29 protein-coding genes are annotated in these 24739 nt (G+C 34.8%); 19 read left to right on the top strand and 10 right to left on the bottom strand.

Translation table 11 applies throughout. The features are described from left to right. Nucleotides 1-16: 16 nt before the first annotated feature. The 6 genes from SUSAZ_05880 (at nucleotide 17) to SUSAZ_05850 (ending at nucleotide 5896) form a co-directional block, all read left to right on the top strand. Complete coding sequence (locus SUSAZ_05880; GenBank protein ID AHC52518.1) at nucleotides 17-181, top strand: hypothetical protein; 165 nt, start codon at nucleotides 17-19, stop codon at nucleotides 179-181. 334 nt (nucleotides 182-515) lie between these two features. Continuing rightward, a complete protein-coding gene (locus SUSAZ_05875) occupies nucleotides 516-1268 on the top strand; it encodes a 3-ketoacyl-ACP reductase (GenBank protein AHC51518.1) in 753 nt (250 codons plus the stop codon). 120 nt (nucleotides 1269-1388) lie between these two features. After that, complete coding sequence (locus SUSAZ_05870) at nucleotides 1389-3053, top strand: hypothetical protein (protein ID AHC52517.1); 1665 nt, start codon at nucleotides 1389-1391, stop codon at nucleotides 3051-3053. Nucleotides 3054-3085: 32 nt separating this feature from the next. Continuing rightward, nucleotides 3086-3742, top strand: a complete 657-nt coding sequence (locus SUSAZ_05865) for a TenA family transcriptional regulator (GenBank protein ID AHC51517.1) — start codon at nucleotides 3086-3088, stop codon at nucleotides 3740-3742. 291 nt (nucleotides 3743-4033) lie between these two features. Next, nucleotides 4034-4537 (top strand): hypothetical protein, encoded by a 504-nt coding sequence (locus SUSAZ_05855; protein ID AHC51516.1) that lies wholly within the window; start codon nucleotides 4034-4036, stop codon nucleotides 4535-4537. Between the two features lie 6 nt (nucleotides 4538-4543). Continuing rightward, nucleotides 4544-5896 carry an ATPase AAA gene (locus tag SUSAZ_05850; protein ID AHC51515.1) on the top strand — a complete coding sequence of 451 codons (1353 nt, stop codon included), beginning with the start codon at nucleotides 4544-4546 and terminating at the stop codon, nucleotides 5894-5896. A 31-nt stretch (nucleotides 5897-5927) separates the two neighbouring features. On the opposite strand, the gene SUSAZ_05845 is transcribed toward SUSAZ_05850, so the two are convergent. Next, nucleotides 5928-7220, bottom strand: a complete 1293-nt coding sequence (locus SUSAZ_05845) for a deoxyribodipyrimidine photo-lyase (protein AHC51514.1) — start codon at nucleotides 7218-7220, stop codon at nucleotides 5928-5930. Nucleotides 7221-7440: 220 nt separating this feature from the next. Between SUSAZ_05845 and SUSAZ_05840 the strand changes: the two genes are divergently transcribed. Further along, complete coding sequence (locus SUSAZ_05840; GenBank protein AHC52516.1) at nucleotides 7441-7971, top strand: hypothetical protein; 531 nt, start codon at nucleotides 7441-7443, stop codon at nucleotides 7969-7971. On the opposite strand, the gene SUSAZ_05835 is transcribed toward SUSAZ_05840, so the two are convergent. Next, nucleotides 7952-8281 carry a hypothetical protein gene (locus SUSAZ_05835; GenBank protein ID AHC51513.1) on the bottom strand — a complete coding sequence of 110 codons (330 nt, stop codon included), beginning with the start codon at nucleotides 8279-8281 and terminating at the stop codon, nucleotides 7952-7954. The genes SUSAZ_05840 and SUSAZ_05835 overlap by 20 nt on opposite strands. 127 nt (nucleotides 8282-8408) lie before the next feature. Here SUSAZ_05835 and SUSAZ_05830 point away from each other — a divergent pair, with 127 nt between their 5' ends. Next, nucleotides 8409-8630 carry an snRNP Sm gene (locus SUSAZ_05830; protein AHC51512.1) on the top strand — a complete coding sequence of 74 codons (222 nt, stop codon included), beginning with the start codon at nucleotides 8409-8411 and terminating at the stop codon, nucleotides 8628-8630. Here the strand turns inward: SUSAZ_05830 and SUSAZ_05825 are convergent. From SUSAZ_05825 to SUSAZ_05810, 4 genes are all read right to left on the bottom strand, one after another. After that, a complete protein-coding gene (locus SUSAZ_05825; GenBank protein AHC51511.1) occupies nucleotides 8627-8998 on the bottom strand; it encodes a TrmB family transcriptional regulator in 372 nt (123 codons plus the stop codon). The two genes, SUSAZ_05830 and SUSAZ_05825, sit on opposite strands and share 4 nt — an antisense overlap. A 286-nt stretch (nucleotides 8999-9284) precedes the next feature. After that, on the bottom strand, nucleotides 9285-9944 hold the full coding sequence (locus tag SUSAZ_05820) for an iron ABC transporter ATP-binding protein (protein AHC51510.1): 660 nt from the start codon (nucleotides 9942-9944) through the stop codon (nucleotides 9285-9287). Further along, nucleotides 9925-10923, bottom strand: a complete 999-nt coding sequence (locus tag SUSAZ_05815; GenBank protein AHC51509.1) for an ABC transporter permease — start codon at nucleotides 10921-10923, stop codon at nucleotides 9925-9927. Before SUSAZ_05815 ends, SUSAZ_05820 begins: the two co-directional genes overlap by 20 nt. Before the next feature lie 230 nt (nucleotides 10924-11153). After that, nucleotides 11154-12149 carry an XRE family transcriptional regulator gene (locus SUSAZ_05810; GenBank protein ID AHC51508.1) on the bottom strand — a complete coding sequence of 332 codons (996 nt, stop codon included), beginning with the start codon at nucleotides 12147-12149 and terminating at the stop codon, nucleotides 11154-11156. A gap of 152 nt (nucleotides 12150-12301) precedes the next feature. Between SUSAZ_05810 and SUSAZ_05805 the strand changes: the two genes are divergently transcribed. Continuing rightward, nucleotides 12302-12685, top strand: a complete 384-nt coding sequence (locus tag SUSAZ_05805) for a TrmB family transcriptional regulator (GenBank protein ID AHC51507.1) — start codon at nucleotides 12302-12304, stop codon at nucleotides 12683-12685. Nucleotides 12686-12695: 10 nt separating this feature from the next. Here the strand turns inward: SUSAZ_05805 and SUSAZ_05800 are convergent, their stop codons facing one another. Continuing rightward, nucleotides 12696-13073 (bottom strand): hypothetical protein, encoded by a 378-nt coding sequence (locus tag SUSAZ_05800; GenBank protein ID AHC51506.1) that lies wholly within the window; start codon nucleotides 13071-13073, stop codon nucleotides 12696-12698. A 270-nt stretch (nucleotides 13074-13343) separates the two neighbouring features. On the opposite strand from SUSAZ_05800, the gene SUSAZ_05795 reads away from it, so the two are divergent. Next, nucleotides 13344-13643, top strand: a complete 300-nt coding sequence (locus SUSAZ_05795; GenBank protein AHC51505.1) for a hypothetical protein — start codon at nucleotides 13344-13346, stop codon at nucleotides 13641-13643. Nucleotides 13644-13666: 23 nt separating this feature from the next. Here the strand turns inward: SUSAZ_05795 and SUSAZ_05790 are convergent, their stop codons facing one another. Next, on the bottom strand, nucleotides 13667-14140 hold the full coding sequence (locus SUSAZ_05790) for a hypothetical protein (GenBank protein ID AHC51504.1): 474 nt from the start codon (nucleotides 14138-14140) through the stop codon (nucleotides 13667-13669). 137 nt (nucleotides 14141-14277) lie between these two features. On the opposite strand from SUSAZ_05790, the gene SUSAZ_05785 reads away from it, so the two are divergent. Genes SUSAZ_05785 through SUSAZ_05770 form a run of 4 tightly spaced genes read left to right on the top strand, consistent with a single transcriptional unit; the run spans nucleotide 14278 to nucleotide 19621 of the window. Next, nucleotides 14278-15567: a hypothetical protein gene (locus SUSAZ_05785; GenBank protein ID AHC52515.1), complete on the top strand. Its 1290-nt coding sequence runs from the start codon at nucleotides 14278-14280 to the stop codon at nucleotides 15565-15567. A 51-nt stretch (nucleotides 15568-15618) separates the two neighbouring features. After that, nucleotides 15619-18165 carry an aconitate hydratase gene (locus tag SUSAZ_05780; protein AHC51503.1) on the top strand — a complete coding sequence of 849 codons (2547 nt, stop codon included), beginning with the start codon at nucleotides 15619-15621 and terminating at the stop codon, nucleotides 18163-18165. Beyond that, nucleotides 18149-19405, top strand: coding sequence for an RNA-binding protein (locus SUSAZ_05775; protein AHC51502.1), 1257 nt, complete (start codon nucleotides 18149-18151; stop codon nucleotides 19403-19405). The genes SUSAZ_05780 and SUSAZ_05775 overlap by 17 nt, the downstream gene beginning before the upstream one ends. A 48-nt stretch (nucleotides 19406-19453) precedes the next feature. Next, nucleotides 19454-19621 carry an AbrB family transcriptional regulator gene (locus SUSAZ_05770; GenBank protein AHC51501.1) on the top strand — a complete coding sequence of 56 codons (168 nt, stop codon included), beginning with the start codon at nucleotides 19454-19456 and terminating at the stop codon, nucleotides 19619-19621. 13 nt (nucleotides 19622-19634) lie between these two features. Here the strand turns inward: SUSAZ_05770 and SUSAZ_05765 are convergent, their stop codons facing one another. Continuing rightward, nucleotides 19635-20777, bottom strand: a complete 1143-nt coding sequence (locus SUSAZ_05765; GenBank protein ID AHC51500.1) for a von Willebrand factor A — start codon at nucleotides 20775-20777, stop codon at nucleotides 19635-19637. Between the two features lie 4 nt (nucleotides 20778-20781). Further along, nucleotides 20782-21402, bottom strand: coding sequence for a signal peptide protein (locus SUSAZ_05760; protein AHC51499.1), 621 nt, complete (start codon nucleotides 21400-21402; stop codon nucleotides 20782-20784). A 59-nt stretch (nucleotides 21403-21461) separates the two neighbouring features. Between SUSAZ_05760 and SUSAZ_05755 the strand changes: the two genes are divergently transcribed. From SUSAZ_05755 to SUSAZ_05735, 5 genes are all read left to right on the top strand, one after another. Next, complete coding sequence (locus SUSAZ_05755) at nucleotides 21462-22544, top strand: hypothetical protein (protein ID AHC51498.1); 1083 nt, start codon at nucleotides 21462-21464, stop codon at nucleotides 22542-22544. Between the two features lie 38 nt (nucleotides 22545-22582). Further along, the gene (locus SUSAZ_05750; protein AHC51497.1) at nucleotides 22583-23254 is read left to right on the top strand and encodes a DSBA oxidoreductase; all 672 of its coding nucleotides are present in this window, start codon (nucleotides 22583-22585) and stop codon (nucleotides 23252-23254) included. A gap of 10 nt (nucleotides 23255-23264) precedes the next feature. Continuing rightward, entirely contained in the window at nucleotides 23265-23645 is a 381-nt protein-coding gene (locus SUSAZ_05745) for a histidine kinase (GenBank protein ID AHC51496.1), read from the top strand. 438 nt (nucleotides 23646-24083) lie between these two features. Next, nucleotides 24084-24329 carry a methylase gene (locus SUSAZ_05740; protein AHC51495.1) on the top strand — a complete coding sequence of 82 codons (246 nt, stop codon included), beginning with the start codon at nucleotides 24084-24086 and terminating at the stop codon, nucleotides 24327-24329. A gap of 58 nt (nucleotides 24330-24387) precedes the next feature. Further along, complete coding sequence (locus tag SUSAZ_05735; protein AHC51494.1) at nucleotides 24388-24705, top strand: hypothetical protein; 318 nt, start codon at nucleotides 24388-24390, stop codon at nucleotides 24703-24705. The last annotated feature ends 34 nt before the right edge of the window (nucleotides 24706-24739 follow it).

The raw sequence follows: 24739 nt of genomic DNA, 5'->3' as shown, positions 1-24739 counted from the left end.
ATAGAGGTTTTAATTGATGTTAGGAGATGGCCTAGGAATAAGAGTTTCCCTCATTTTAACTAAGGAGAATTTATCCATAACTCTTGAGGATAACGGTATTCAATATATCTGGTTTGAGAGTTTAGGAGGGTATAGGAGTTGGCAAAGACATCAAAGACGAGGGTATTGGAAGATGTTTTAAGGACGATACCTTTAGAGCCTTTGCCACGTATATCCTCAAGTCAGTTGATGCTAAAAAAGCACTGGAAGACCTTTTGCACTTATGTTCAACTAGCACGGTAGCTATAATGTGTGCTGAAAGCCTTCCGTGGAACTGCCATAGGAAGATAATATCTGATTGGCTCTACTACAAATCAGTGGAAGTTATTCACTTACTCGGAAAGAATAAGACTATTAGTCATAGGCTTACAGAGTGCGCTAGGATAGAAAACGGAAAACTAAAATACTTATAAGACGAGCGTCTAGTATAGTTTATTATCTATCAAAATGCATAGTAGTCTATGTCATATCAGAGTTTGAAAAATAAAGTTGTAATTGTAACTGGTGCAGGAAGTGGAATAGGTAAAGCTATAGCTAAGAAATTTGCTCTTAACGATTCTATCGTTGTAGCAGTTGAGCTGTTAGAGGATAGGTTAAATCAGATTGTTCAGGAGTTAAGGGGCATGGGCAAAGAAGTACTTGGGGTAAAGGCTGACGTTTCAAAGAAAAAAGACGTAGAGGAATTTGTGAGAAAGACTTTTGAAACATATTCTAGGATTGATGTACTTTGTAACAACGCAGGAATAATGGACGGAGCTACTCCTGTAGCTGAGGTTAGTGATGAGTTATGGGAGAGGGTTTTAGCTGTAAACCTATATTCAGCATTTTACTCTTCGAGGGCTGTAATCCCTATAATGCTCAAGCAGGGTAAAGGTGTTATTATAAATACTGCATCAATTGCTGGTATAAGGGGAGGCTTTGCTGGTGCTCCATACACAGTCGCAAAACACGGTTTGATAGGTTTGACCAGAAGTATTGCTGCGCATTATGGTGATCAGGGAATAAGGGCTGTAGCTGTTCTTCCTGGTACAGTTAAGACAAATATAGGGCTTGGTAGTTCTAAGCCTAGTGAATTAGGTATGAGGACTCTTACAAAACTTATGAGTCTTTCTTCAAGATTGGCTGAGCCAGAAGATATAGCTAATGTAATAGTCTTTTTAGCATCAGATGAGGCATACTTTGTAAACGGAGATGCTGTGGTTGTAGATGGTGGTTTAACTGTACTGTAATGTTTTATCTTTTCTTTTTTTGTTAGAGTTTCTTTATAAAAGGGATTTTTAACGAAAGATCATGCTTAATCTATTCTCTATTTCCAAAAAATTTATTTTGAGTCACGGATACCAAAGTCCGTGGCACTAAGGTACAAAGAGTCTCTGAATGCTAACATCTCCCAGTTTCTCCTGTTCCTTGCGACCAGTATAATGGGCGCAAACGCTTATCTTAACACATGGACAGTTGTTGCTGATCTCGTAATAGTGACATTGGCTGGAATTGTTTTGTTCTTAGATTTCAAAGAGGTAAATGAGCGTATACTTACATATATAATTTACACCGAACTGGCACTAATTCCAATCTTTTACATCATACTTACTCAGAATATATGGTTATTTCTGTTCACGTATGTGATTTTGGGTCTAGGTATATATTTCAGAAAATTGAAAGTCTTTAGCCTAATATTTTTCTTAGCTTCAATGATCTATTTTTTACAAATAAGAGTGTTTTTCGGTACGGATTCTTCAATGATATCTTACTACTCTGCGTACCTTTTTTTGCATGGTCTTAACCCTTATAATCCTATAAATACTGCTAATGTCTACCAGTTTTACCATCAAAATATTTACCTCTCTTATCCAACTCCCATACTTACTGGCGGTTTTGTGACTAACCTGAATTATCCTTCATTATCATTTCTCGTTCTTATACCTGCAGTCCTGCTAAAGATTTCTCCAAACTACGTTTATCTGACATTTGATCTATTGATAGGTATCATTACATTCTTTTACCTGTCTGAAAAGGAATATGCTTTATTTATAAGTGCCTACCTAATACCCTCATACATATTTTATTCAACAGGAGGAGTTACTGATATCGTATGGGTGTTCTTTCTATTATTATCTTTGCTAGTAAAAGACGTAAAATGGAAGGGTGTATTTTATGGTCTATCAATAGCATATAAGCAGACTCCCCTTGTAATTTTGCCATTTTACTTAATATCATATAGAAAGGATCTAAAGAAATTTCTTATCCCAGCAGTGTTGATATTTTTCCTCTTTAATGGTTATTTCATTCTGATTAATCCTAGTTACTATATTCAAGGTGTAGTAACGCCTATGGATAGCTCCCTGTTACAGATAGGTTATGGTTATAATTTGTTATCGTTTACCAATATCTTTTATCTTTACCCACTGTTCTTCACTGTAGCCCCAATTCTGATAGTCATAATGGGTCTGATTCTCTTTAGAAATAAATGGTATGGGATAGCATATTTCGCCTTTCTATTTTTGTACAGGGTACTGTGGAATTATCTAATATATTGGCCAATGTTCTGCTATACAAACACTCTAAATAATAACGATAACAGTAGTATTTCACTGGGCAGAGGGAGTAAGACAGTAATAATTTCCATGTTTCTTCTAGCTATACTAGGCTTCGCATTCTTTTTCCATTACAATTTTCTCTCATATTCCAATTCAATTCATATCGACGTACTAAAGGTAGATTATGACAGTCAGGGTTACATAATGAGTATGCTCCTGAATGTGAGCTATAATGGTCCTAGTCCAATCACTCCGTTGTTCAGAATACTTGTTGATTCAGCAGGTCCACCTAATGGATTTGTCTGGATATCGAATTCCACCAACCTCAAAAGTGGAGAATGGGAAATAGTTAATATATCTGCACCTCTGCCTCAACTCTACATTAGCCCAGACACTAAAATATTGATGATAAATGCATATTACTCAGTTTACCAAGGCTTTCAAGATATAAACTTACGATATGAACACGGTACGTAAATTTATATAACTGTTTTATTAAACTTTATAACGTGCTTTCTGAACGTCTATGGGAGTCAATATCTGATGTTTATTCTGCAATATTATCACATCCTTTTATTACAGGATTAGTGAGTGGAAAATTAGAAGAAGAAAGGTTTAAATATTATATAATTCAGGACTATCATTACTTAAAAGATTTCAGTAAAGCACTAGCCGTTTTGTCGGCTAAAGCAGACTCTCAAGAGCAATCAGTTCTATTTGCTACACATGTTTCAGATGTTATAAAAGTGGAAAGGGATCTTCATAATTATTTCTTCACTAACTGGAAGATAAATCCTGAAGATTTTGAACAATCTCCGTCTAACCTTATGTATACTTCTTATTTATTATCTACTGTATATTCAAGACCCTTCTATGAAGGTGTGGCTGTTGTTCTTCCTTGCTATTGGATTTATATGGAAGTAGGCAGGGAGTTAACAAAGAAAGGCTCTCCAAATCCATTATACAAAAGATGGATAGATACTTATGGAGGAGAAGAGTACGAAGTTGGAGTTAAGAACGTATTAAATATAATAAATTCTTTTAAATTGACTGATAGCCAAGAGAAAATGATGTTTAAGCACTTTAGACTAGCATCAATTTTCGAGTATATGTTCTGGGATATGGCTTATAGATTAGAAAGGTTTCCTTTTAAGATTAAAGCATGATCTATTTTCACCGACTTTTACCTTAGACTGTGATTTAAAGGATACATCTCTTTTTTGTTTGTTTTAGTTGTATTACTGATTAAGTTAATACCACTATGGAGATTTATTTTTCTATTGAGTTAACCAGTGTTCCTACTTCTGTTTTAATGTGAATAAAATCTAAAAACGTGAGTTTCTTATAGTAACTAGTGAGCGAATTGGTCTTTACTGAACAATGATGACTGCACGTCAGAGCGATTGGTATTATGTAGCATTTTGGTTTAAAATTCTTCTGGTCAAACTTTTAGAATCATGATTAATAAGGACGTGGTTATTTCAGTTCTTCAGGAACTTTATGATGGAAAACCGATAGCTTTTTCAAAAATAAAAAGAAGAATTAAGGAGGATCCTGAGGACATAGAGAAAGTATTAACTGAATTGGAGAGTGAGGGTTTAGTAAAGAAGTATGACGTTAACGGTGGAAAATCATATGAGCTCGTTAAAGTTGATTCTAATGCTATTGTAATAGGTTTATTAAGAGAAATAAAGGACGAGATAAAGAAACTTGAGGAAATAGTTGGTGAGAAGTGGAAACTTAACGTTGGTTCTTTTGACGAGATCTATGATAAGGTTAAAGACAACCTGGGATATGCGTCATTAGAAAATATCAGGGTTGAACTTGGGCTGACAAAAGAGGAATTTTATTCTAAATTTAGGTCTTATGTGGAATCTAATTATGATTTAATTGCAGGAGGAAATGAGGGATACGTAAGGAAAGGAGCTGTATATGGAATAGTGAAAAGAAAGAAGAGGTGAAAAAGTATGATATGTAATATACCCAAGGTTACAGTTACAACTTGGTCTGCTAAGAATGTTATTTTAGCTGGACCCACATATAAGCAATATTTGAGTAAATCGTTAGAAGTCATAAAGAACAAGGATATTGCGTCCATTATAGGGCAACCTGGTATGGGGAAGACAACCATTCTCAAGAAGGTTGAGGAGGTTGTCAGTAAAGAAAAGTTCACATTATTCCTAGACCTTTCAAGCAAGGGAGATATAGAGAGTGAATTCTGGGACAAGATTGATACATTCATGGTGAAGAACATTGTAATAGGCAAAATGGATAGGAAAAAGTACAAGTACGGCTTCCTGAAGAAGCTAACTGGAGTAAGTTTTGAAAATCACCTTTACTCCATGTGCGGTAAACTGGATGATTTCTTACTGAGGTTATATTGTTTAGACTACGGTAGGGACTTTGACGGTATACTGAAGTTTGTAAATGATTTGAAAAACGTCATGGATGTCATAATTTTAGTTGATGAGATTAGGGACGGTCATCTATCTAAAATACATAGACTGATAAATTCTGGTCTAAATGTGCCTATTTTAATGGCAATTCCAACTGATGCTTACAATAAAGTTACCGATTTAGCCATAAGGAGAAGACTAGATGAGAGCAGGATAAGTTTAGACAGTGCTCTCACATCTGATGATATTAAAGAGATAGTGGAAGCTTATTGCAAGCCAATATCTGACGTGTTATTTCCGATAATTTTGGCAATGTGGAATGGTAGAGAATTAACCACCGTAAGCTCTATCCTACAGTTCATAAAATCAGAGGTAGAAAGGATTGAAACTGATTGTGAAGGAAATGTGGAGTGTATAAAGGACAGTATTCAATCCTCATATACGTTAAAGAACGTAGAGGAGAATTCCACGACACTAGAGAAAATGCTTAGAGAGACAATCTCGTCACTATCTAAAGAGTTTAGAGTATCTTATGTACATCAGAGGGGAAAGAGAGTCGAGGTCAAGGGTAAGAACATAACTGTAGGTATATTCTTCGCTAAGGACGATTACGGGTATCTAGGTATTGTTAAGTTATCTAATGGAAATGAGATATCAGGGGACGAGATTTCGTTGCTACCTTATGTGGAGCAGGTTGAAAATGACAAGAAAATCTACAAGATAAGGAAGAAGTTCATAATAACTAATACCAAGATTAATGTCCAAGGTGTTGATGTGGTGGAGATACCTACATTAGAGGTTATACGAATTATAAGAGGTGATTCATTAATACTTGAGGAGAGGACACGAAGCATTCTAAAAGAGTTAGTGTCTGATGACCAGACTAGTAACGTGCAAAATAATTTTAATGCAGTGGCAACGTAGTAATTTTTTCTTTATACTTTTTCTTCTGTGGTCATGCCTTTGTGCTAAAGTATGTTTGTTTGACCATTTCCACTCTTTCTCGCCAATTCAGAATCGGTGACGGGTAACCTGTTATTTTATGTAAGTATACTTTATGAATTACTGATGGTGGATAGTCTCTTAACTCCTTTACATAATCCTTTATGAACTTAGCTTCTGGGTCATATTTTTCCTGTTGTTTCCAAGGGTCAAATACTCTGAAAATGTAATCTGTGCCTGTTGATGCTACCCATTGCCAGTTCCCATTATTTACAGCTGGGTCATAATCCACTAATTTTGTCGCAAAATACCTCTCTCCCAGTCTCCAGTCAACAAAAAGTACTTTTGTAAGGAAGAACGCAACCAACATTCTCACTCTTCCATTTATGAAACCTGTGGTATTTAGTGCTCTCATTCCTGCATCTATTATTGGATAACCCGTCATCCCATTCTTCCACGCATTAAAGTATTGTTCACTATTTTCCCACTTTATCTTGTCATACTCTGTTTTGAATGAATGACCAAATACGTAAGGATTTTGATATGCTAATAATGTGTAAAAGTCTCTCCAGTAAAGTTGTCTAGTGAAGGCTTGGTCAGATATTTTTTTGTGGTATACTTCTCTGGGAGATACTGTACCAAATTTTAAATGAGGTGATAACATAGAGTAGTTCTTCTCAGCTGGGTAATCCTTTCTGGAGTAGTCTATCTCCCTATCTAATAGCATCAAACCTTCAGGTCTTCCTCCCTTAAGTAAGGGTGACTCAACTTTTTTGAAAGTCAATAGAAAATCTGTTGATAAACTATTGCTTATTCGTTCCACATTTATACTTTTGTCCACAGATTGTGGTTTGGGCACTTCTAGTTCTCTTACCTTAGTGTAAAATGGTGTAAAGCTCCTACCTATTTTAATTTTCTTTTCTTCAGCTGAAAGTAAGACATCTGGATACGAGAAGAATTTAATTCCTTTATCCAAGGCATTTTCCTTCATTTTCTCGTCTCGTTGAATGGCGAATGGTGTGTAGTCCTCGTTGATGAAAACCGCATTTACCATATCTAGTTTTGAGACTATATTCTCAGGATACCCGTAATATACGTTTAAGTTTCCATTTACTTCTTTATCCAATTCAACTAAGGAATTTATGAGGAAAGTAGCTGCGAATTCTGATTTATAAGGATTGTTTATCATTTGTCTAGGATCAACAATGAAAATGGGATAGATTTTATTACAGTGATAGACAGCGTTTACAAGTGCTGTATTATCGAATAATCTCAAATCCCTTCTAAATATTACTGCACAATCCACACTAATGATTATACTACAACTAAATAATCTTTTGTTCTAAAACATCATACATTCAGACCGGTGGTCTCTCTTCACTTATCAGCATCCCAGCGTTTACTGATTATTTGAATCTCCATTTAAATAACTTTTTACATCCTCTCATTTTATTCCTATTTTTATATTCTAATCTCTTTTGTAAGGATAAAGAAATGTTATAAATTCCTAATCAGAGTTAGATTATATGAATTGTGATAAGGAAGCACTTAGGATAATTGACATCATTTTCAATAGTAACCTAATATATGGAAAGGTAGTTTACGAGGACGAGCTAAAACGTTTAATAGGAAACGAGAAGAAACTACTGTGTAGTGAAAGGGAGCTCATACAAGCTGTAAAGGTCTATTTGAGGTCCTTAGGCATAGTCGTTATAAAAGGAGGTAACTACTCTGGTAAGAAATTAAAGGTTTTTGATGACGGGACTTTTCTGTCTGAGGAGATATACGGTGTAGAATATGACATAATCGATGAGAGAGGTTACATTAACGATAGAATTGTCTTATATAATGATAGAACCGTAGTAAAAGTTGGAGAAAATGAAATGGAGTATAAGATAAATAAAAATGAGGTTATAAAAACGTTAATTAGTCTAGCTACACAGTCATCAACTAGGGACGAGTTTATAACTAAACTTCTGAAATTTCTTAACGATAATAATGACGTGAGGACTATTCAGTGGTTAAAGGACTTCATTGTCAGTAATAAACACGTTTAGTGAAGTAAATTCTCTGGAATAACTGGACAGCTTTAAGTATTACAGCATCATCAATTTGTTTCTCCTTTATCATAGGTAGCTTTATCTTTACTCTGTTTCGATAAAAGAAAAGGTAACCTGTAAATCCATCTATCTTATTATCTGTGGGTCTGGATAGCCATACCTTAAATCGGAACACCTTCTTTTCAATATCTTCTGATAGTTTTATAATGTAAAAGTCATTTATCACTGAATTATTATCCGCAAAATACTCTTCAAGAAGGATTTCCACAAATTTACTATCGATTGTTCTCAGATCTATTTCATCCATGTTTATTTCAGCATTTTTAAATGTCTTACTGTAGCCTGAAACTAAAACTCTCGATACTCTGTTAATGAGGTTTGGCATATCATTAAAGTTAAATATCCTTAGATCATGTATGATAATGGGTGTAATAGTGTCAGAAACAGCTCATAAGGTTTTAGCTGAATCTTTGGGTTCGACTGTTCTAGTTAAACTGAAAGGAGAAAAAATAGTAAGAGGTACTCTAAAAAGTTATGATATGCATATGAACCTAGTCTTAGAGAATTCTGAAGAGATAATGAATGACGGAAGTACAAGAAAAGTAGGTACTATAGTAATAAGAGGAGATAATGTTATCTTAGTGTCTCCTGTTTAAGATTTAAAAATATACTCTTTTAACTTCGCTATTGAAGCTTGTACTAGTTCTTCAAGATCTCTGTTTATTCTCTTAAATAGTTGTTCCCTATCAACATAGTAAACATATATTGGTCTTCCTTTTCTTCCCTCATTAGATACTTTTTCTCTCTCTATAAGACCTTTATTAGCTAATTCACTTAGGGATTTACTTATCAGCGCCTTACTTACCTTAAATTCCTCAGCTAATTCCTCTATATTTAGTTTTGTATCAGAGTATAGTAATCTGAATATTAGTTGTACTTCCTTTTCATTGAGTCCATATATGAACTCAAGTAGTTTTTCAATTTGTGTTTTCTTTTGATATGGAATTTGAAGTACTGTCTCCATTTTGTATCACTCCAAATATTACTTGTTTTTGCTAACTAAAAAAAGTGATATATTAAAAAATATGCAAATGTGTACATTTGTACATAAAGAACCACTAACATATAAAATTATATAAGAAGAAATAGGATCTCCCTAATAACACTTACCTACTATATTATCGCGGATTGACCGCTTACCCTATATTATACTATGTCAAAAACAAAATATATACTATTTGCTCCGTAAAGAATGGTATTTCTGACATAGAGACAAGAGCTTAAATTACCAATTATTATTTAACTAGCCTTTACTCATGGAAAAAGAATCTCCTTCCAGCTATAACTAAAGATCTTATTCTCACATCATAAACTTCAGAGAGAATCAAGTCGCTAATATTCTCCTTACTTCCTAAATATACTACTTTTCCTTTTTTTATCAAGATTATTTCATCTGCGTAATTTACAACTTCTAGCTCATGTGATGTAATAATAAAATTCTTCTCACTCTTCAATTTCAATAAGGCATCTAATACAATTATCCTGTTTTTCATATCTAAGTTGGCAAAGGGTTCATCCATTATTACCACGTCTCCTTCGCCTAAAGCCTTTACTATTAGGATCAGTCTCTTTTGACCAGAGCTTAAATTTTGAAAGTCATTTTCCATAAGATCCGCTATGTTAAATAGTTCAATGTATTTTTGGTATTCCCCTTTCTTTCGTCCAGCCAGGATAACATCAATCGTTTTCATATTTACCGTATAGAATTCTGCGGGAGAATATGACAAATTCTCGTTAACTATTACTTTGCCTTCAGTTGGTTCAATCATACCGATTATTGTCTTTAACAGAGTAGTTTTGCCAGACCCGTTGGGTCCTAATATTGCAGTAATACCTGGTTTTAGCTCAATATTTACGTTATCGAGAACAATTTTCTTACCTAACTTAACTTTAAGCCCCTTCACTATCATTTTTTCTCACCAGGAAAAGTATGAGAAAGGGTGATGCGATTACTGCGAGAATAGGGGTTAAAGGGATTATAGTTCCTAACATTCCATTAGCAATTATGTTGCTTAATAACATAACAGTTATTCCTACTCCACTTGAGTATACGAGTAATGTTTTCATATCGCCTCCAACACTTAATCTAACCAAATGTGGAACCAAAATTCCAATGAACCCTATGACTCCAGCTATGGGTATAGTGAAGGAAACAACAAAGCTAATCAAACCTAGCCAAAATATTCTAAATCTATTTGGTCTTATACTATGTGTGTAACTTATTTCGTCGCTTATCGATACTAGATCTAAGGCTCTTGACATTTTATAAGCTAAAATTAAAAGGACTAGGGTAAGTGTAGTAAGGGCTGGAATTAGTGACCAGCCTACAACTGTAATCTGCCCCATCAACCAAAAAATGATTGGAGGTATCTGTGGGTATTTTTCCTGAAGTAATACTAGTAATATAGAATAGGCAGATGAGAAGATATATGATACTACTACACCTGCAATTATGAGCCCGTATACTCCTCTACTTTTTCCCATTAGAACAGTTATTATTGTGGCTAGAAATGAGAAGAAGAATGCTACTAGTGGTTGGAAATATATCATTACTGATAAAGGTAAATTAAATCCCAAAAGGAAATAACTTAATATTGCCCCGAATGCTCCTCCAGACGATGTCCCCGCTATATAAGGATCTATCAAGGGATTTCGTAAAAGATGTTGCATTATACTTCCAGATACTGATAAGATTATTCCTATAAGGACTGCCGTTATTATAGTGGGTAATCTAATATCATAAAGTATTACCCCGTAAATCTTTGAGGGATGTAGAATTTCATGAGGAGGAATATATACGTCTCCATATATCAGTGACAATAGAAGGGATGTAAAAGGAAGTATGAGTAATAATAAGATCTTTAAATACGTTGATTTAGTAGATTTCACAATAATGTGGATAGCTTATCCATATAATAAAATTTTCTCATTTTATTAAGTTCAGCGGTTTTCTCTTGAGGCTAATAAACCATGTAATGTAAGTTTTCAACATATTATGCGAAATAGTACTTGAGCACTACGTAAGTCAAGTTAATACTGATTTTTTATGTAGATGGCTCATTCATAAGAGAGAGGTGGGACGTGTGAAAAAATATTATAATTTTTATTAAGTTTTTCGTTTAATTTTGGTCAAAAATTGGCAACGTTATATTTAATTTAATCATAAACCAGTTGGTGTTAATGTAGTGTGGTACAGGTACACCAGTTATTATATCATGAAATAAGGGAATAGCATAAACAGATAAGATGGATGGCTCGTCAATAACATCAGTAGCCAGACCGGTTATGACGTATACTTGATTATTTTTGACAGCATATGTGTCGTTAAAATATTTGTGTATTAAGTAAATGGTATAGGAATAATTGTAAATTTCCTGTGCGACTATTACATGTGGATTAGCAAGTAAAACTTGAGATGGTGTAACTGTAATATATCCTGTAAAGTTAAAAAATGAGTTGAATCCACCGGCTCTGTTTATTAAATCATTAATAAACACGTTATTACCTATGCTGTAAGCCGTTCCATCGCTATCTATCCAGTCAAAATATGCAACAGACACATTTGTTTGTGGGTAGCTCACTATGTTTTCGTTCATCCACTTAATTAACTGATTTGCTTGAGTTGTAACATTGAAGAAAGTTGCTATTTGAGAAATGGTATTCATTACGTTTTCCAAGTTCGAGGCATAGTCACTGTTTGTCACAAGTACTTTCAAACCTGCATTCTCCAGTTGAGGGATATAGCTTCCACTTAATCCGTACTCTAAAACAACGACAGTAGGCTGTAATGCTATAATTCCTGTTATATTTAGGTTAATAACAGAGGATATCACGGTTACATTAGAGGGGATCATTGAAGTCATATTCAAGGTCTGGAGTAACTGATAAGAATATATGTCCATTCCTACTATATCCTTTCCTAAACCTAGTGAGACTAGTATCTGAGTATCTGATGGTGCTAAACTAACTATTCGCGGCTTTTCAATGTTAGTTGTTGTGTTAGTACTGCCTGATTTTTGTGTTTGGTTTGTGTTGTTAATATGTATTAGTGTTAAAGAAATCCCAACCAAAATAACTATAATTAAAAGGATTGAGACTAAACTTGATGTTTTCATGTGTAGTAGGATAGGCTATCCATATTATTTAAAGTTTTTCTCTTCGTTTCAATTATCTCTATTATTAACGTAAGCCGATTTAATTAATTGACGTATAGTTTTATAAAAATCGAAGGTAAAGTTTTTTTATTTTTAATAACTTTATATTGCTTATGAGCAAAGAGATGAAAGTGTCTTTCCCAGGTGGAAAAGAAGTAACCATGGGTGACCTAATATCATTTATCTACGGTTTGCCTAAAAGTGATATTGATGTATTACAGGTTCTTATCTCACAAAAGAGAAGGATGAGTAGTGATGAAATTGCAGATGTATTGAAGGTCAGTAAGGCATCTATAAATAAATCACTTAATAACCTGTATGATAAAGGGTTAATTTTAAGAGAGAAAGAGGAAGCAGGAGAAGAGAAAAAGAAGGGAAGACCAAGTTATATATATTGGGTAGATGGAGAGAGACTTTACGAGAAACTGGAGAGAGATCTAGAGACGTTAGCCTCTCAGATAAAGAAAGAGTTAGAGGAAAGAATGCAAAGTATCTAAACTAAAGTATCTAACTTTTACTTTCTTCTTGCTTTTCCTCCTTCTTCTGTCCCTTCTTTTCTTCCTTACTTTCCTCCTTTTTCTTCTTCTTTATTTTCTGTGTCTGTACTTCAATCTTCATACTAACTTTTTCTTTACCTTTGCATTCAGCTCTCATAATACCTTGTTCTTCTTCAACCTCGCCACAGGTGATGAACTCATTAAGGGGTAAGTCTGTGCTTTTAACCTTATTCTGCTTAGCATACTCACTCAGTGCTCCCTTTAAATTAGAATCAGCATTCTTAAGAAATTCAAATATATTCTTTCTATGTCTAAAAGATCTTTTTATCTCTATTTCTTTTCCATCATAATCAATTTTTGCTGTTAGCACATATTTTACAACTTTCATATGATTTAATTATGGGTTAATCATATAAAGCTGACTTCTTGTTTCATAATTTTTAGTAATATTCAAGTTAACAGATAGTTTAAGCTCTAATTAATAGTATTTTATTAGGAGTATATTTCATTCTTTATTTTGTAAGTATAATCCGTAACGACATAAGAAAATAAACCATATATTTCTATTTTTTAAGAAAAATGTGGTACCTAAAAATTTTCTATTGAATTTTCTTATTACGGTTAATCATATAAACTTCTCCTTTATTATATTCTATTAATGGCAATAGCAGGTATTCCTTATACTGAAATAGTAACGGCTATAGTAGCATTTGTGCTGGGTTTTCTAGTAGGCTATCTGATAAAAAATGTAATAAAGATCGGCATAATAGTGCTAGCTATAATAGTTATACTAATAGCCATCGGAGTAGTTTCACCCCATACAGTAGTTTCTGGTCTTCAAAGTATGGGTGTGTATGCAACGCAGGCTGAGCAATATGTATCAAGAATAATAAATTATCTGCCATATAATTCTATATTGTTCATAATAGGATTTGTTATAGGCTTAGTAAAAGGCTAACAAAAATAGATTAAGATTTTTTGTTAACCAGAAGATAATAGTTGTTCAATTTTCTTAATTTTTTCCTTATATGTTTGGAGTTCTTTTTCGAGATCTTTGATTTTTTCATTCAATTGCTTTAACTGGTTACCACATTCCTCTTGAGAGAGATATCTAATTACCCTAATGTTATCGAATTCAAGTTTGTTGTCCTTTTCGTTATATTCAGCATCAACTAGTATTCTTATCACAGATAGCTTGTTAAGTTTCATTTCCTTTGCTATCATGTCATAAAGTTTCTTGTTAAGTTCAGCTACATCCCTTACAATTACCTCTTTAGGGGCAACTCTACTGAATGCTACGAGAGCGACCCTCCTTAACTTATCTGCATACCTTGCTGCTATTATAAGACCCGTGCTTAATTCTATCTTATTTTTTCCTATTACAGTAGCTCTTGCGGTAATATGTTCATACTCCTCAGCTCTCTCTAAATCTCTTTTTTCCTCTTCAGTTGACATAATATAATTATAGAGTTTAAAGGTAAAAAAGTTAATGATGAAAAAATTCATAGTCTCTCCTTATTGCTATTTTTTTAGAGTGTTTCTACCTCACTATTATCATAAAAGTTAATAACGAGAAGTAAGATATTAAACAGATGAAGATATTACTAATTTCAATATGGACAAATTTGAATAATAGAGAAAATAAATACGAGATAATTAATGAGAGAGGAGAGGAGACAGAACGTGAAGTTGTTGAGAGCAAACCATCACTAGCTGAGCTCAAATTCCTAAGGGAATCAGAGGAACAAGTAGACATGTTAGTTTTACTTCCCTCATTTTTATCTGCATATCTGAAAACTCAAGACTTACCGGATACATATGTAGATCTTAAGAAGCGTATACAAGAGGAGGTTCTAAAGAGATTTCAGGGGATTGATGTTGAGGTAATCCCTTCATCTGGAACTATTGACGCTGATGGTTTTATGCATATTCATGATAACAGTTTAGGTAATTTCAATTTCTCAGTATACTATTCGGTTTATAATGCATTGACTAGATACAATCCCGACACTGTGATGCTGGATTTAAGTGAAACAACATCTTACCTCACTTATTACACGTCAGACGCGGCTAAACTAGCTATTCAAGATTATTATATAACAAAAAGAAAAGCTGATATTCCTCTAATTGAGTTCTCTACTGACTTCGCTAATAAAATAATTACTCTAAAGAAATCAACGATAAGGAATATCGATATATCTGACTATTTGACATTACAGGAGATAAAGTTAGCTAAGGGAATGCCAACTTTAAGCAAATCGGAGTTATTCGCTATAGGGAGAGCTTTACAGTTGGGGTTTCCATTGGCATTATTGTATCTTTTGAACGGTGTAGAAGAATTGACTAAACCTGAGGACTTTATGCAAAAAATAGAAGAGAGTATTACTGTTTCCAAGAAGGAGCAGGAAAAGGAATATCTTGTCAGTTCTGGGGTCAGAGCATACAATACAGCTCCCTATTACTTTATGGGATATCACTTTATCGAAGCTTACAAGGTTAAATCGGAGACCGGTGAGTACACTTTAGACGATTTACTAAAGCTAATAGATGTATATAATGAGCCAGCTAGGTCTCTGATTAAAAGGGAATTAGAAATATTGAAGAGATTAGCTGGGCTTAAGGATGACGGTGAGTATATTCTTGATTACTTAATAAGATTGGGAAACAGCAGGGTACTAGATTGGTTAGAAAATGTACCTATTGGGGAAAGTAAAATAGATTGTGAGATCTCAGAATATGAGATGATATCCCATGCCGGTATGGGTAGATACTTCACTATAGTCAATAGGGATAAGGACGGTAAGATTAAGATAAGTTATGCACAGGAGTGTTTAAAAGACATCACGAATTGGATAAAGAGTCTGGGTAAAGAGAGTGAGTAATACTCTGTATATGGTAAAATTCTTATTCTCAGCGCTTACAATATATATTCGATGAGTCAAATCCTAGAGTCTAATATAAGGTATTATCCAATAAAGCAGTTGAAAGATAGAGGGTATGACGTAGACTCCTTGCCATATTCTCTAAAAATCCTGGTGGAGAACACATTTAGGAACCTTGATAACGTAAAAATAACTGAGGAGGACTTAGACGCAATAGCTTCATGGAAAACAGGTAAGGAATTTTCTTTCCTGCCTACTAGAGTTGTTTTACAGGACTATACTGGTATTCCCCTTCTTGTGGATTTAGCTGCAATGAGAGATGAGATGTCTAAGAGGGGAGAGGATCCCCTAAAGATAAACCCTATAGTTCAGTCTGATTTAATTATAGATCACTCAGTACAAGTTGACTACTATGGGACTGCTTCTTCATTACTCCTGAATAAGGAGAAGGAATTTGAAAGGAATGTTGAGAGGTATAAGTTCCTTAAATGGGCTCAGAGAAGCTTTAAGAATTTGAGGATATTTCCCCCAGGAAAGGGTATAATCCATCAGATAAACCTAGAGTATCTGAGCAAAGTAGTAGATGTTAAGGAATTTAGAGGTCAGTTAACAGCTTACCCAGAGATTGTGATAGGTACAGACTCTCACACGCCAATGACCAACGGTTTAGGTGTGCTTTCATGGGGAGTTGGTGGACTTGAAGCTGAAGCTGTAATGCTTGGAGAACCTTATACCATGGCAGTTCCTGAAGTAGTGGGAGTGAGGCTTGTAGGAGAGATAAGAGAAGGGGTAACACCAACAGATATAGTACTATATATAACGGAGAAGCTAAGAAAGAAAGGAGTTGTTGGAAAGTTTGTTGAGTTCTTTGGTCCATCTCTTGGAAATCTAACAGTACCTGATAGGGCTACGATAGCAAATATGGCTCCAGAGTATGGGGCTACTGCAAGTTACTTCCCAATTGACTATCAGACCTTAAACTATTTGGCTGCAACTGCTAGGGAGTACAAGTTGGTCGAAAAGTATGCTAAAGCGCAGGGATTATTCTATGAGAGTCAGCCAAAATATTCTGAAGTAGTTACAATAGATCTGTCTGAAGTGGAACCTGCAATAGCTGGTCCTAAAAATCCAGATGAGAGAGTTCCCCTGAAGGACCTGAAAAAACTATTTCAGGAGAGGAAGGATAAGAAAAAGGGAAGTCTAGTTAAAGACCTCGATGTAGTACTTACTGCCATAACCAGCTGTACTAACACATCAAATCCAACAGTTATGATAGGAGCTGGAATTTTAGCTAAGAAGGCTATTCAGCACGGCATAAGAAGCAAATCCTATGTAAAAACCAGTATGGCTCCTGGTTCTCCTGTTGTTGTTGAGTACCTTAAAGAGTCTGGCTTGCTACCTTATCTGGAAGCTCTAGGTTTCCACGTTGTTGGTTTTGGATGTACAACATGTATAGGTAATGCTGGTCCTCTACCCAAAAAGATAGAGGAGGACGTTAAATCAAACAAGTTAGAGGTTTATGGTGTAATTAGCGGAAATAGGAATTATGAGGGCAGAATAAATCCCTATCTCAGTGGAGTATTTCTGGCTTCACCAGTTCTAGTGGTTGCATTTTCACTCGCAGGGAGAATAGATATTGATTTCTTCAATGAGCCAATTGATTATGATCCTAATGGTAATCCTGTATATCTCAGGGACATATGGCCTACTACTAAGGAAATTTCAGAATACATTAAGCTGGGAATGAATCCTGAGTTCTACAAGGCTGTCTATTCGCATATTTTAGAGGGAGATGAAAACTGGAATAAATTACAGGTCAAAGAAAGCGAATTATATAGCTGGGATGAAAAGTCCACGTATATAAGGATGCCTCCATGGATATCTCTAGATCTTAAACTTGATGACGTGAAGAATGCTAGGATCTTACTACTCTTAGGGGATAAAATTACAACAGATCATATATCACCAGCCGGCCCAATCGACAAGGATTCTGTTGCAGGAAAATATCTTTCAGAATTAGGTGAACAGGATCTTAACACATACGGAGCTAGAAGAGGAGACCATGAGGTTATGCTTAGAGGGGGATTTGCAAACTCTAAGTTGAAGAATTTACTAGTAGATGTTCAAGGTGGTTTTACTAAACATTTCCCTGATGGTAAAGTAATGAGTGTGTACGAAGCCTCACAACAGTATAAGAAGGAAGGTGTTCCTTTAGTCATAGTTGCAGGTAAACAATATGGATCTGGAAGTTCAAGAGATTGGGCTGCCAAGGTCACTGCACTACTAGGGGTTAAGGCTGTATTGGCTGAGAGTTTTGAGAGAATCCACAGAAGTAACCTAGTGGCTATGGGTGTTGTACCAATAGAAATACCAGACTGGAAGAGTTTAGGTATTAAGGGAGATGAGATAGTAAATGTATATCTGAAGGATTTGAAGCCGAAGTCTAAGGTTAAGGTGGAGTTCATAAAACAGGATGGTAGTAAAGTTGAAGTACAAGGATTAGCTAGAGTTGATACCAACGTAGAGCTAGAGTACACTAAACAGGGTGGAATTTTAAAGTATGTATTTAATAAATTAATACATGAGAGTCAGAATTAGAGGCATTTATGCTACTGCTCTTACTTACCTCTTTTTAAAGAATGGCTTCGAGATAGTTCAACAAACTCCGCAAATAGCGGAGCGTTTTTTTATGGATATTGTTAGGTCACCTGCAGATGTTACTGTAAAAGATGGTATAGACAAGGGGGAGATAGTAAGCGTAGGTGAAGATATATACAACTTTATGAGGTCTATTTTTAAATATTCTCCCATATGGAGGTCTCCAATTAAGTTATATTCAGTAATAAGCACTGAAGATTGTAAATTCATGAATTTTGTCGTAGAGCCTTGCCTATCTGAAGGTCTAGTGATAAAACCTCCAGTTGAAGGGAAGATAATACTCTCCTCTCCCCGAGCAGTAGGAAAATTTGCTATGGTTTGGAAAGGAGATGGGAGAACATTTTTCTCAGAGCATATTGATGAGAGAGATAGCCAACGGCTTTTGTCTATTAGTATTCCATTTAATAAGAAAGGGTATAATGTAAAATGGAGAAGTAACGCACCAATGGCGACTACTGCAGAGCTTAAGGAGGAATTGGAAAATTTAACAATGAGATATAGTTATAATGACTTTAGAGAACAGGGAGAGTACTTCCTGAAAGTTACCTTATCATTAGAGGATAAACTATTCTTAGATGACATTAGGAGTTTGGTAATTAACACCATTAAGTTTCATCATATGCTCAAAATGACCTATTCAAACGAAGTAGATATTGAAGAAGGTAAAGTAAATCCTTCTCCTGAGAAATTGTTGACATCATTAATTGGAGATAATATGATTGAAGCCATTGAACATGTAAAGCCAAATGGTAAACGTATACTCTTGAAGGGTGGTACAATTGTTCAGAAGGAGATCGGTAGAGATTATTATTGGCTTAAAATAAGGAGGGAATTCAAGAGTGGAGGAATTTATGATGGTTTAAATCTGAAGATTGAAGATGGTGATTATGATTTAGTCGAACTAGACTCCCGAAACTGGTATCAAATTCACAGGTATCATGACAGAAACAATAATCTAAAGGGTTTATATGTAAATATTTCCACTCCTCCTGAATTACTTAAAAATAGAATAAGATACTTAGACTTGGAGGTTGACGTGGTAAAAGTAAATAATACGGTCAACATTATTGACCTGGAAGAGCTGGAGACAAATAAGCCTATACTAGGTGAATTTTTGTACAAGAAAGCTCTGGAGATTGCTCAAAATATTAAAGACAAATTGAATGAGGATAAAATTTGAATAAAAAAAGAAACAAAAACTTTATATTTTCAGTTTTTAATTTATTATTTGATGGTAGAAGATATTGTTAAGGTCTCTAGGAATTTTCAGATAACCATACCGGTTAGAATAAGAAGGAAATTTCCGATTAAAGAAGGAGATTTAGTGAAAGTAATATATGATGAGATGGATAACACAGTTAGAATAGTTAAGATATCTGAGGAAGAACTAAGGTAAATTTGATCTTTGTTTAAGATCTCAATTTCTTAGTAACTTCACTAGTTATTTCCTTAGATATCTTTCTAGTTTGCTCTACTGTACCTATTCTTCTAGTTGTCTCTATACTTTCACTTATTCTTCTAGTTGTCTCTATTAACTCCATTCTTCTAGTCTGCTGTGCTATCATCTGCATTTGTTCTACCGTTCTGGTTGCATCTGATAAATTGTTGGAGTTCAATTGATTAGCTAACTTGCTCATTAACTCATAATAACGATATTCATTAACCAAATCATTATTTATACCATCTAGGAAACGCTTTACATCATTTGCTCTTGTTATATCAAAGTTGACCTCTAATCTATTAATCCTACTTGACAAGGGATCCTCATAAGATATTTTAACTGTTGCAAGCCTTCCAGAGAAATTAGGTGGAATTATTATCTCACCATATACTCTTACCACTGATTCCACTGCACCTAGCTTTACTGGTGGTCCAGGGTAATTTAACAGTTTTACCTGAGTCTCTGAAACTATATCTATACTAGCATTCTTAGCTCCTATTTCTGTAACCGCTGACTGTGGCAACATTTCAGCTATTTCCTTAGCGTCCTCTACGTGATACAGTACTCCTGCAGTCTTATCCGTTATTACCTTAAGTAATCTTTCGTTGTAGTCGTCACCTATACCAAAAGCTATTACCTTATAAGCCTCAGGGTAATTCAGTTTTTCATAAGCTTCTATCTCAGGCACATCTGTAGGCTGTCCATCTGTTAATAATATTATGTATCCCGGTAAATCGTGTTTTTTGGCTATTTCAATTGCTCTCTCTAAAGCTCTAAATAGGACTGTCTGTCCACCTGACCTTATCTGTTTAATTTGTTGAACTAATGATGGTGCATCCGCGTACTCGCTTAATATATTAACATTATTTGAGAACGTCAAGAAGGATATCTTATTCCCTTCAGGTATCCTGCTCAATAGTTCCATTGCTCCCTGTTTTGCTGTCTCTATTTTCACACCATACATGGAGCCTGATGTATCTAGGAGTATTATGTAATGAAACCCACGTGCAGTCGAAACTTTTTCCGGAACTATAATTAATCTAAACACTCCTTTCAGGGGGGAGGTAAAAGAGTACTTGTGACTTAATTCGGCTTTAACTGATATGGTCATAAACTCACTCCTTTAATACTCGTACTATTGTCTGATTACCAAGTTTAATAATTGAGTTAGGCTCTATCTTCTGTTTCCCCTTAATTGGAGTAAACTGCTTTCCATCGTAAACATAAGTCCCATTCGTACTATTCAGATCTTCAATGTAAAGCTCACTATTATCAAGATATATAACGGCATGTTTTCTAGATACTTCCGAATCAGGAACTATGACAATGTTTTCAGGACTCCTACCCATTGATACACTAGGAAATAGATCGAAATTAAGTAGGACTTTTTTGTTTACTAAATTCTCATTTGGTGTTTGTATAAAGTAAATGTAATATCTGTTTGTAGGTTGTGATGCCTGTTGAGGTGCTGGAGTCGATGAGACCGGCTGAGGTTGAGCAGGTTCTGGTTGTGGTAAAACGGGCTGTTGAACGGGCTGTTGAGGTGTTGTTACTGGTGCCTGTACAGGAGGGTTTGTAACTACCTGTTGCTGTGTTACTACTCCTTGTGCCTGTGGTTCACTTGGTTGTTGCTGTGGTAATTGTTGTGCTTCTGAACTCTTTTGAGCTCCACATTTAATGCAAAATAATGCATCATCATCGTTTTCATAACCGCATAAATTACATTTCCACGTCATACACGTAATATTCTGTATTAAAGTATATATAGTTTTACCCCTATAATATATTATTACAAATGACAGTTAGCGTTTCTTTAAAATCTTCAACTAATTTGGCGTTTACAGGGAAGCCCACACAGGTCAGTTTGATAGTTAGGGTAAGCCCTACTTCATTTGCCTCCCTCTCAGGTATACATTATGTTGTTATGATAGACAATAGCCCATCCATGAAGAAGGAGAATAAAATAAATTTGGCGCTAGCTGCAGCAAGTAGATTAGTTCAAGATATAATCCCTGGAAATTTCATATCAATATACTTATTTTCCAATAATATAGAAACACTATATGAGGGTGAATCTGGCAAAGAAATAGATTTAAAGAGTATTAATATGGGTTATACTACTAATTTACATAAGGCAATTACTAAAGTTCTTGAAAAATTTAGGAGTTCTGAGATACCAGTTAAAATAATCCTGTTATCTGATGGAAAGCCTACCGATAAACGATATTCCAGAGACTATGAGTCCTTACAAATCCCTAAGAATGTACAACTTATTACTATAGGGTTAGGCGAGGACTATAATGAGGCGATTATGAAGATACTCGCAGATAAGGGTTCAGGAGTGTTTTATCATATTAATGACCCTTCACAACTACCAACCACTCTTGTGGAGCAGAAATCTGATAAGGTAGCTGCTTATAATCTTACTCTGAATTTCTCAGAAGGTCTTGAAGTAATAAACTATGAGATGCCTGTGAATATTCCAGTCGTAGACAGGGATGTGAATGTCTACGCTGTTGGAAATATCCCTCCAGGAGAGACTGATTATATCTTGAAAGTCACGGGGAATTATGTAGACAGTGTTAACAATAAAAACGTACAAATTGATGAAAGTCTAGCTGTAAAGAGAGCTCCAGACGATGAAGTTAGAAGTAATTTTGATCGTACAGTAATTAATGAGGTAAGTTATTACATGTTGCTCAGGTATTATGGTAACCTTATATCGGAAGGAAAGTCTGAAGAAGCTACCAGAGTTGTGCCAGAACTATTGACAGCCGCAGAGAGAACTAAAAGGGTTGAATTAATAGAAAGAACTAAGAAATTGGTAAATGACCCTAAAGTTGATTTATCTGAAGTTACAAAAACAATGAGGACATGAGTTGATTTTAAAAATATTTGCAACAGATATTCACCACAATGATTAAGATAACATTCTTTCATGATGTAATATGCCCGTTCTGCTATGTTACGTCAAAGCGTCTAAGGAGAGTTATAACTGAATTTAAGGATCAAGTAGTTGTGAAACATAAGGCTTTTGCTATAATATCATCGTTAGAAGATCTAAAAGAAGTTGCATTTACACCGGAAGAGGCTAAGAAATTATTCTTCAACGAATTCCAAATAGTGAAGAAATATTTTCCAGATTATGATCTAGATAAGATAATTGAGAAAAGTAAATTCACTTATGTATGGTCTATTCCACCTTTAGTTGCATGTAAAGCTGCAGAGTTTCAGAAGGGAGATGAAGGGCATTGGGAGTTCTACGACAAAGCTCAAGATAGATTCTTTCTTCAGGGCGAAGATATAACTGATGAACAGGTTTTGATAAGCATTGCGAAAGAGTTAAATCTAGATTTAAACAAATTTAGAGAGGATATAAAGTCTAAGAAGACTAGATTATCTGTGATTCAAGACGAAGAGGAGGCTAAAGCTATGGGAATCAAGGGCGTACCAGCGATATTAATTAATGACGAGTGGCTGGTTAGGGGAGTTCAATCAGAGGAGTATTATAGGGACGTTATTATAGATTTGCTTCAAAATAAACAGCCCACTAAAGTGAAATTAAAAGCTTATTGGGAAAAAGATTAAGTTTTATATTATGAAAAGTGTAAAAACTTACATGTCTACACCTATATTTCAAGTAGAGTTAAATACATCAATACAAGAAACCTGTAAATTAATGCTTGAGAAGGGTGTAGGGTCTGTAATAATAACAGAAAATGGGGCTCCAAAGGGAATTTTTACCGATAGAGACGCTGTAAAGGCTTTCTCTAGTGGTCTTAATCCTAATGATGAGGTGAGATTAGCAGCTACTATGGGCAATTTAATAATAATTGAGGAAGACACAGATCCATTTACTGCCATAGACCTCATGACTAAGAATAAAATAAGACATCTGCCAGTTAAAGACAAGAAGGGTAACATAATTGGTATGTTTGCGATAACTGATATTTCAAAGGTACTTCATGATATCTATTAATGATATTAAATATGATGAATAAGGACTGAAATATCTACATATAAAAATATTAATGCCTATAAATATTACCTCATATAAATGATACTATTACGCCTACTACCTGAGAAGTCCAGTAACTTGAAAGAAGTGTTAAATGCCGAGCTTAAAAACTGTACAGAGTCAAAGAGCATTAATCTTTCATACGGAAAAATACTACCACTTACTGAACATACATATGACTTCATAATATCCCCAAACCTTTTGGACGGAGAACTGTGCCTGTTATCTGCTTTTGAAGGCTTCATTATAGTCAATTCACATTTCTTCTCACCTAAAATTTACGAGAACAACCTTAATCTAAGATTAAAAGGGAGGACACTACAAATAGGATCACCATTAATAAAAGACGCAATTACCGTAACTGGGATCACATACAAGCTCGACAGTAAGGATGAAATGATAAGAGCGATAATTCCGTTGCCTTTCAAGGACTCTGTTTTTGATAATGTTCTAATCTCTGAAGTCATGGATTATGATGTTGTTAGGGAGGCACATAGAGTAACTAAAAGGGGAGGAAAGGGAATGATAATTGTTCCACAAAATAACGCCGTTGACGCGTTGAAGGTACTTTCTATAAAATTCAGAATAATTTCAGCTAGCGAAGTAAATAAGTATTGGATAATAGAGGGAGTAAAGGTAAGATGATTTGCGTAGATAACATGGGTAAGTAAATCTTATTAAAACGCTAAGCGAATCGTTAAATATGGTTAAGGTATACAAGTATAATGATTATTACTTTGCCGGAGTAAGTCATGTAATTCCCGGATACCTGCAAGATGTGTTATTTATTTATAAAAACGGTAATACATGGGTCACAGTTAGTGCAGAGAGATTCAATTCTCAGAATGGCTCTTTAATTCAGATAAAGGAGAGAATAAAGTATGCGACGCATGAAGATGACATTGATAAAGCAGTAAATGAGCTAAGGAGGATGGGCATAAGTATAGAGGAAGTGAAGAATCCTCCATTTAACATTAAGTTACTAGAAGGTAAAAAGAAGATTCAGGCTGAGTTCGATTAAGCAATTCTCAGACCCTGTTTCTCTCATCAAAACG

The organism is Sulfolobus acidocaldarius SUSAZ, from assembly GCA_000508305.1.
Taxonomy (GTDB): Archaea; Thermoproteota; Thermoprotei_A; order Sulfolobales; family Sulfolobaceae; genus Sulfolobus; species Sulfolobus acidocaldarius_A.
The sequence above is the reverse complement of the archived record's forward strand: the minus strand, read 5'-3'. Positions and strand labels throughout refer to the sequence as shown.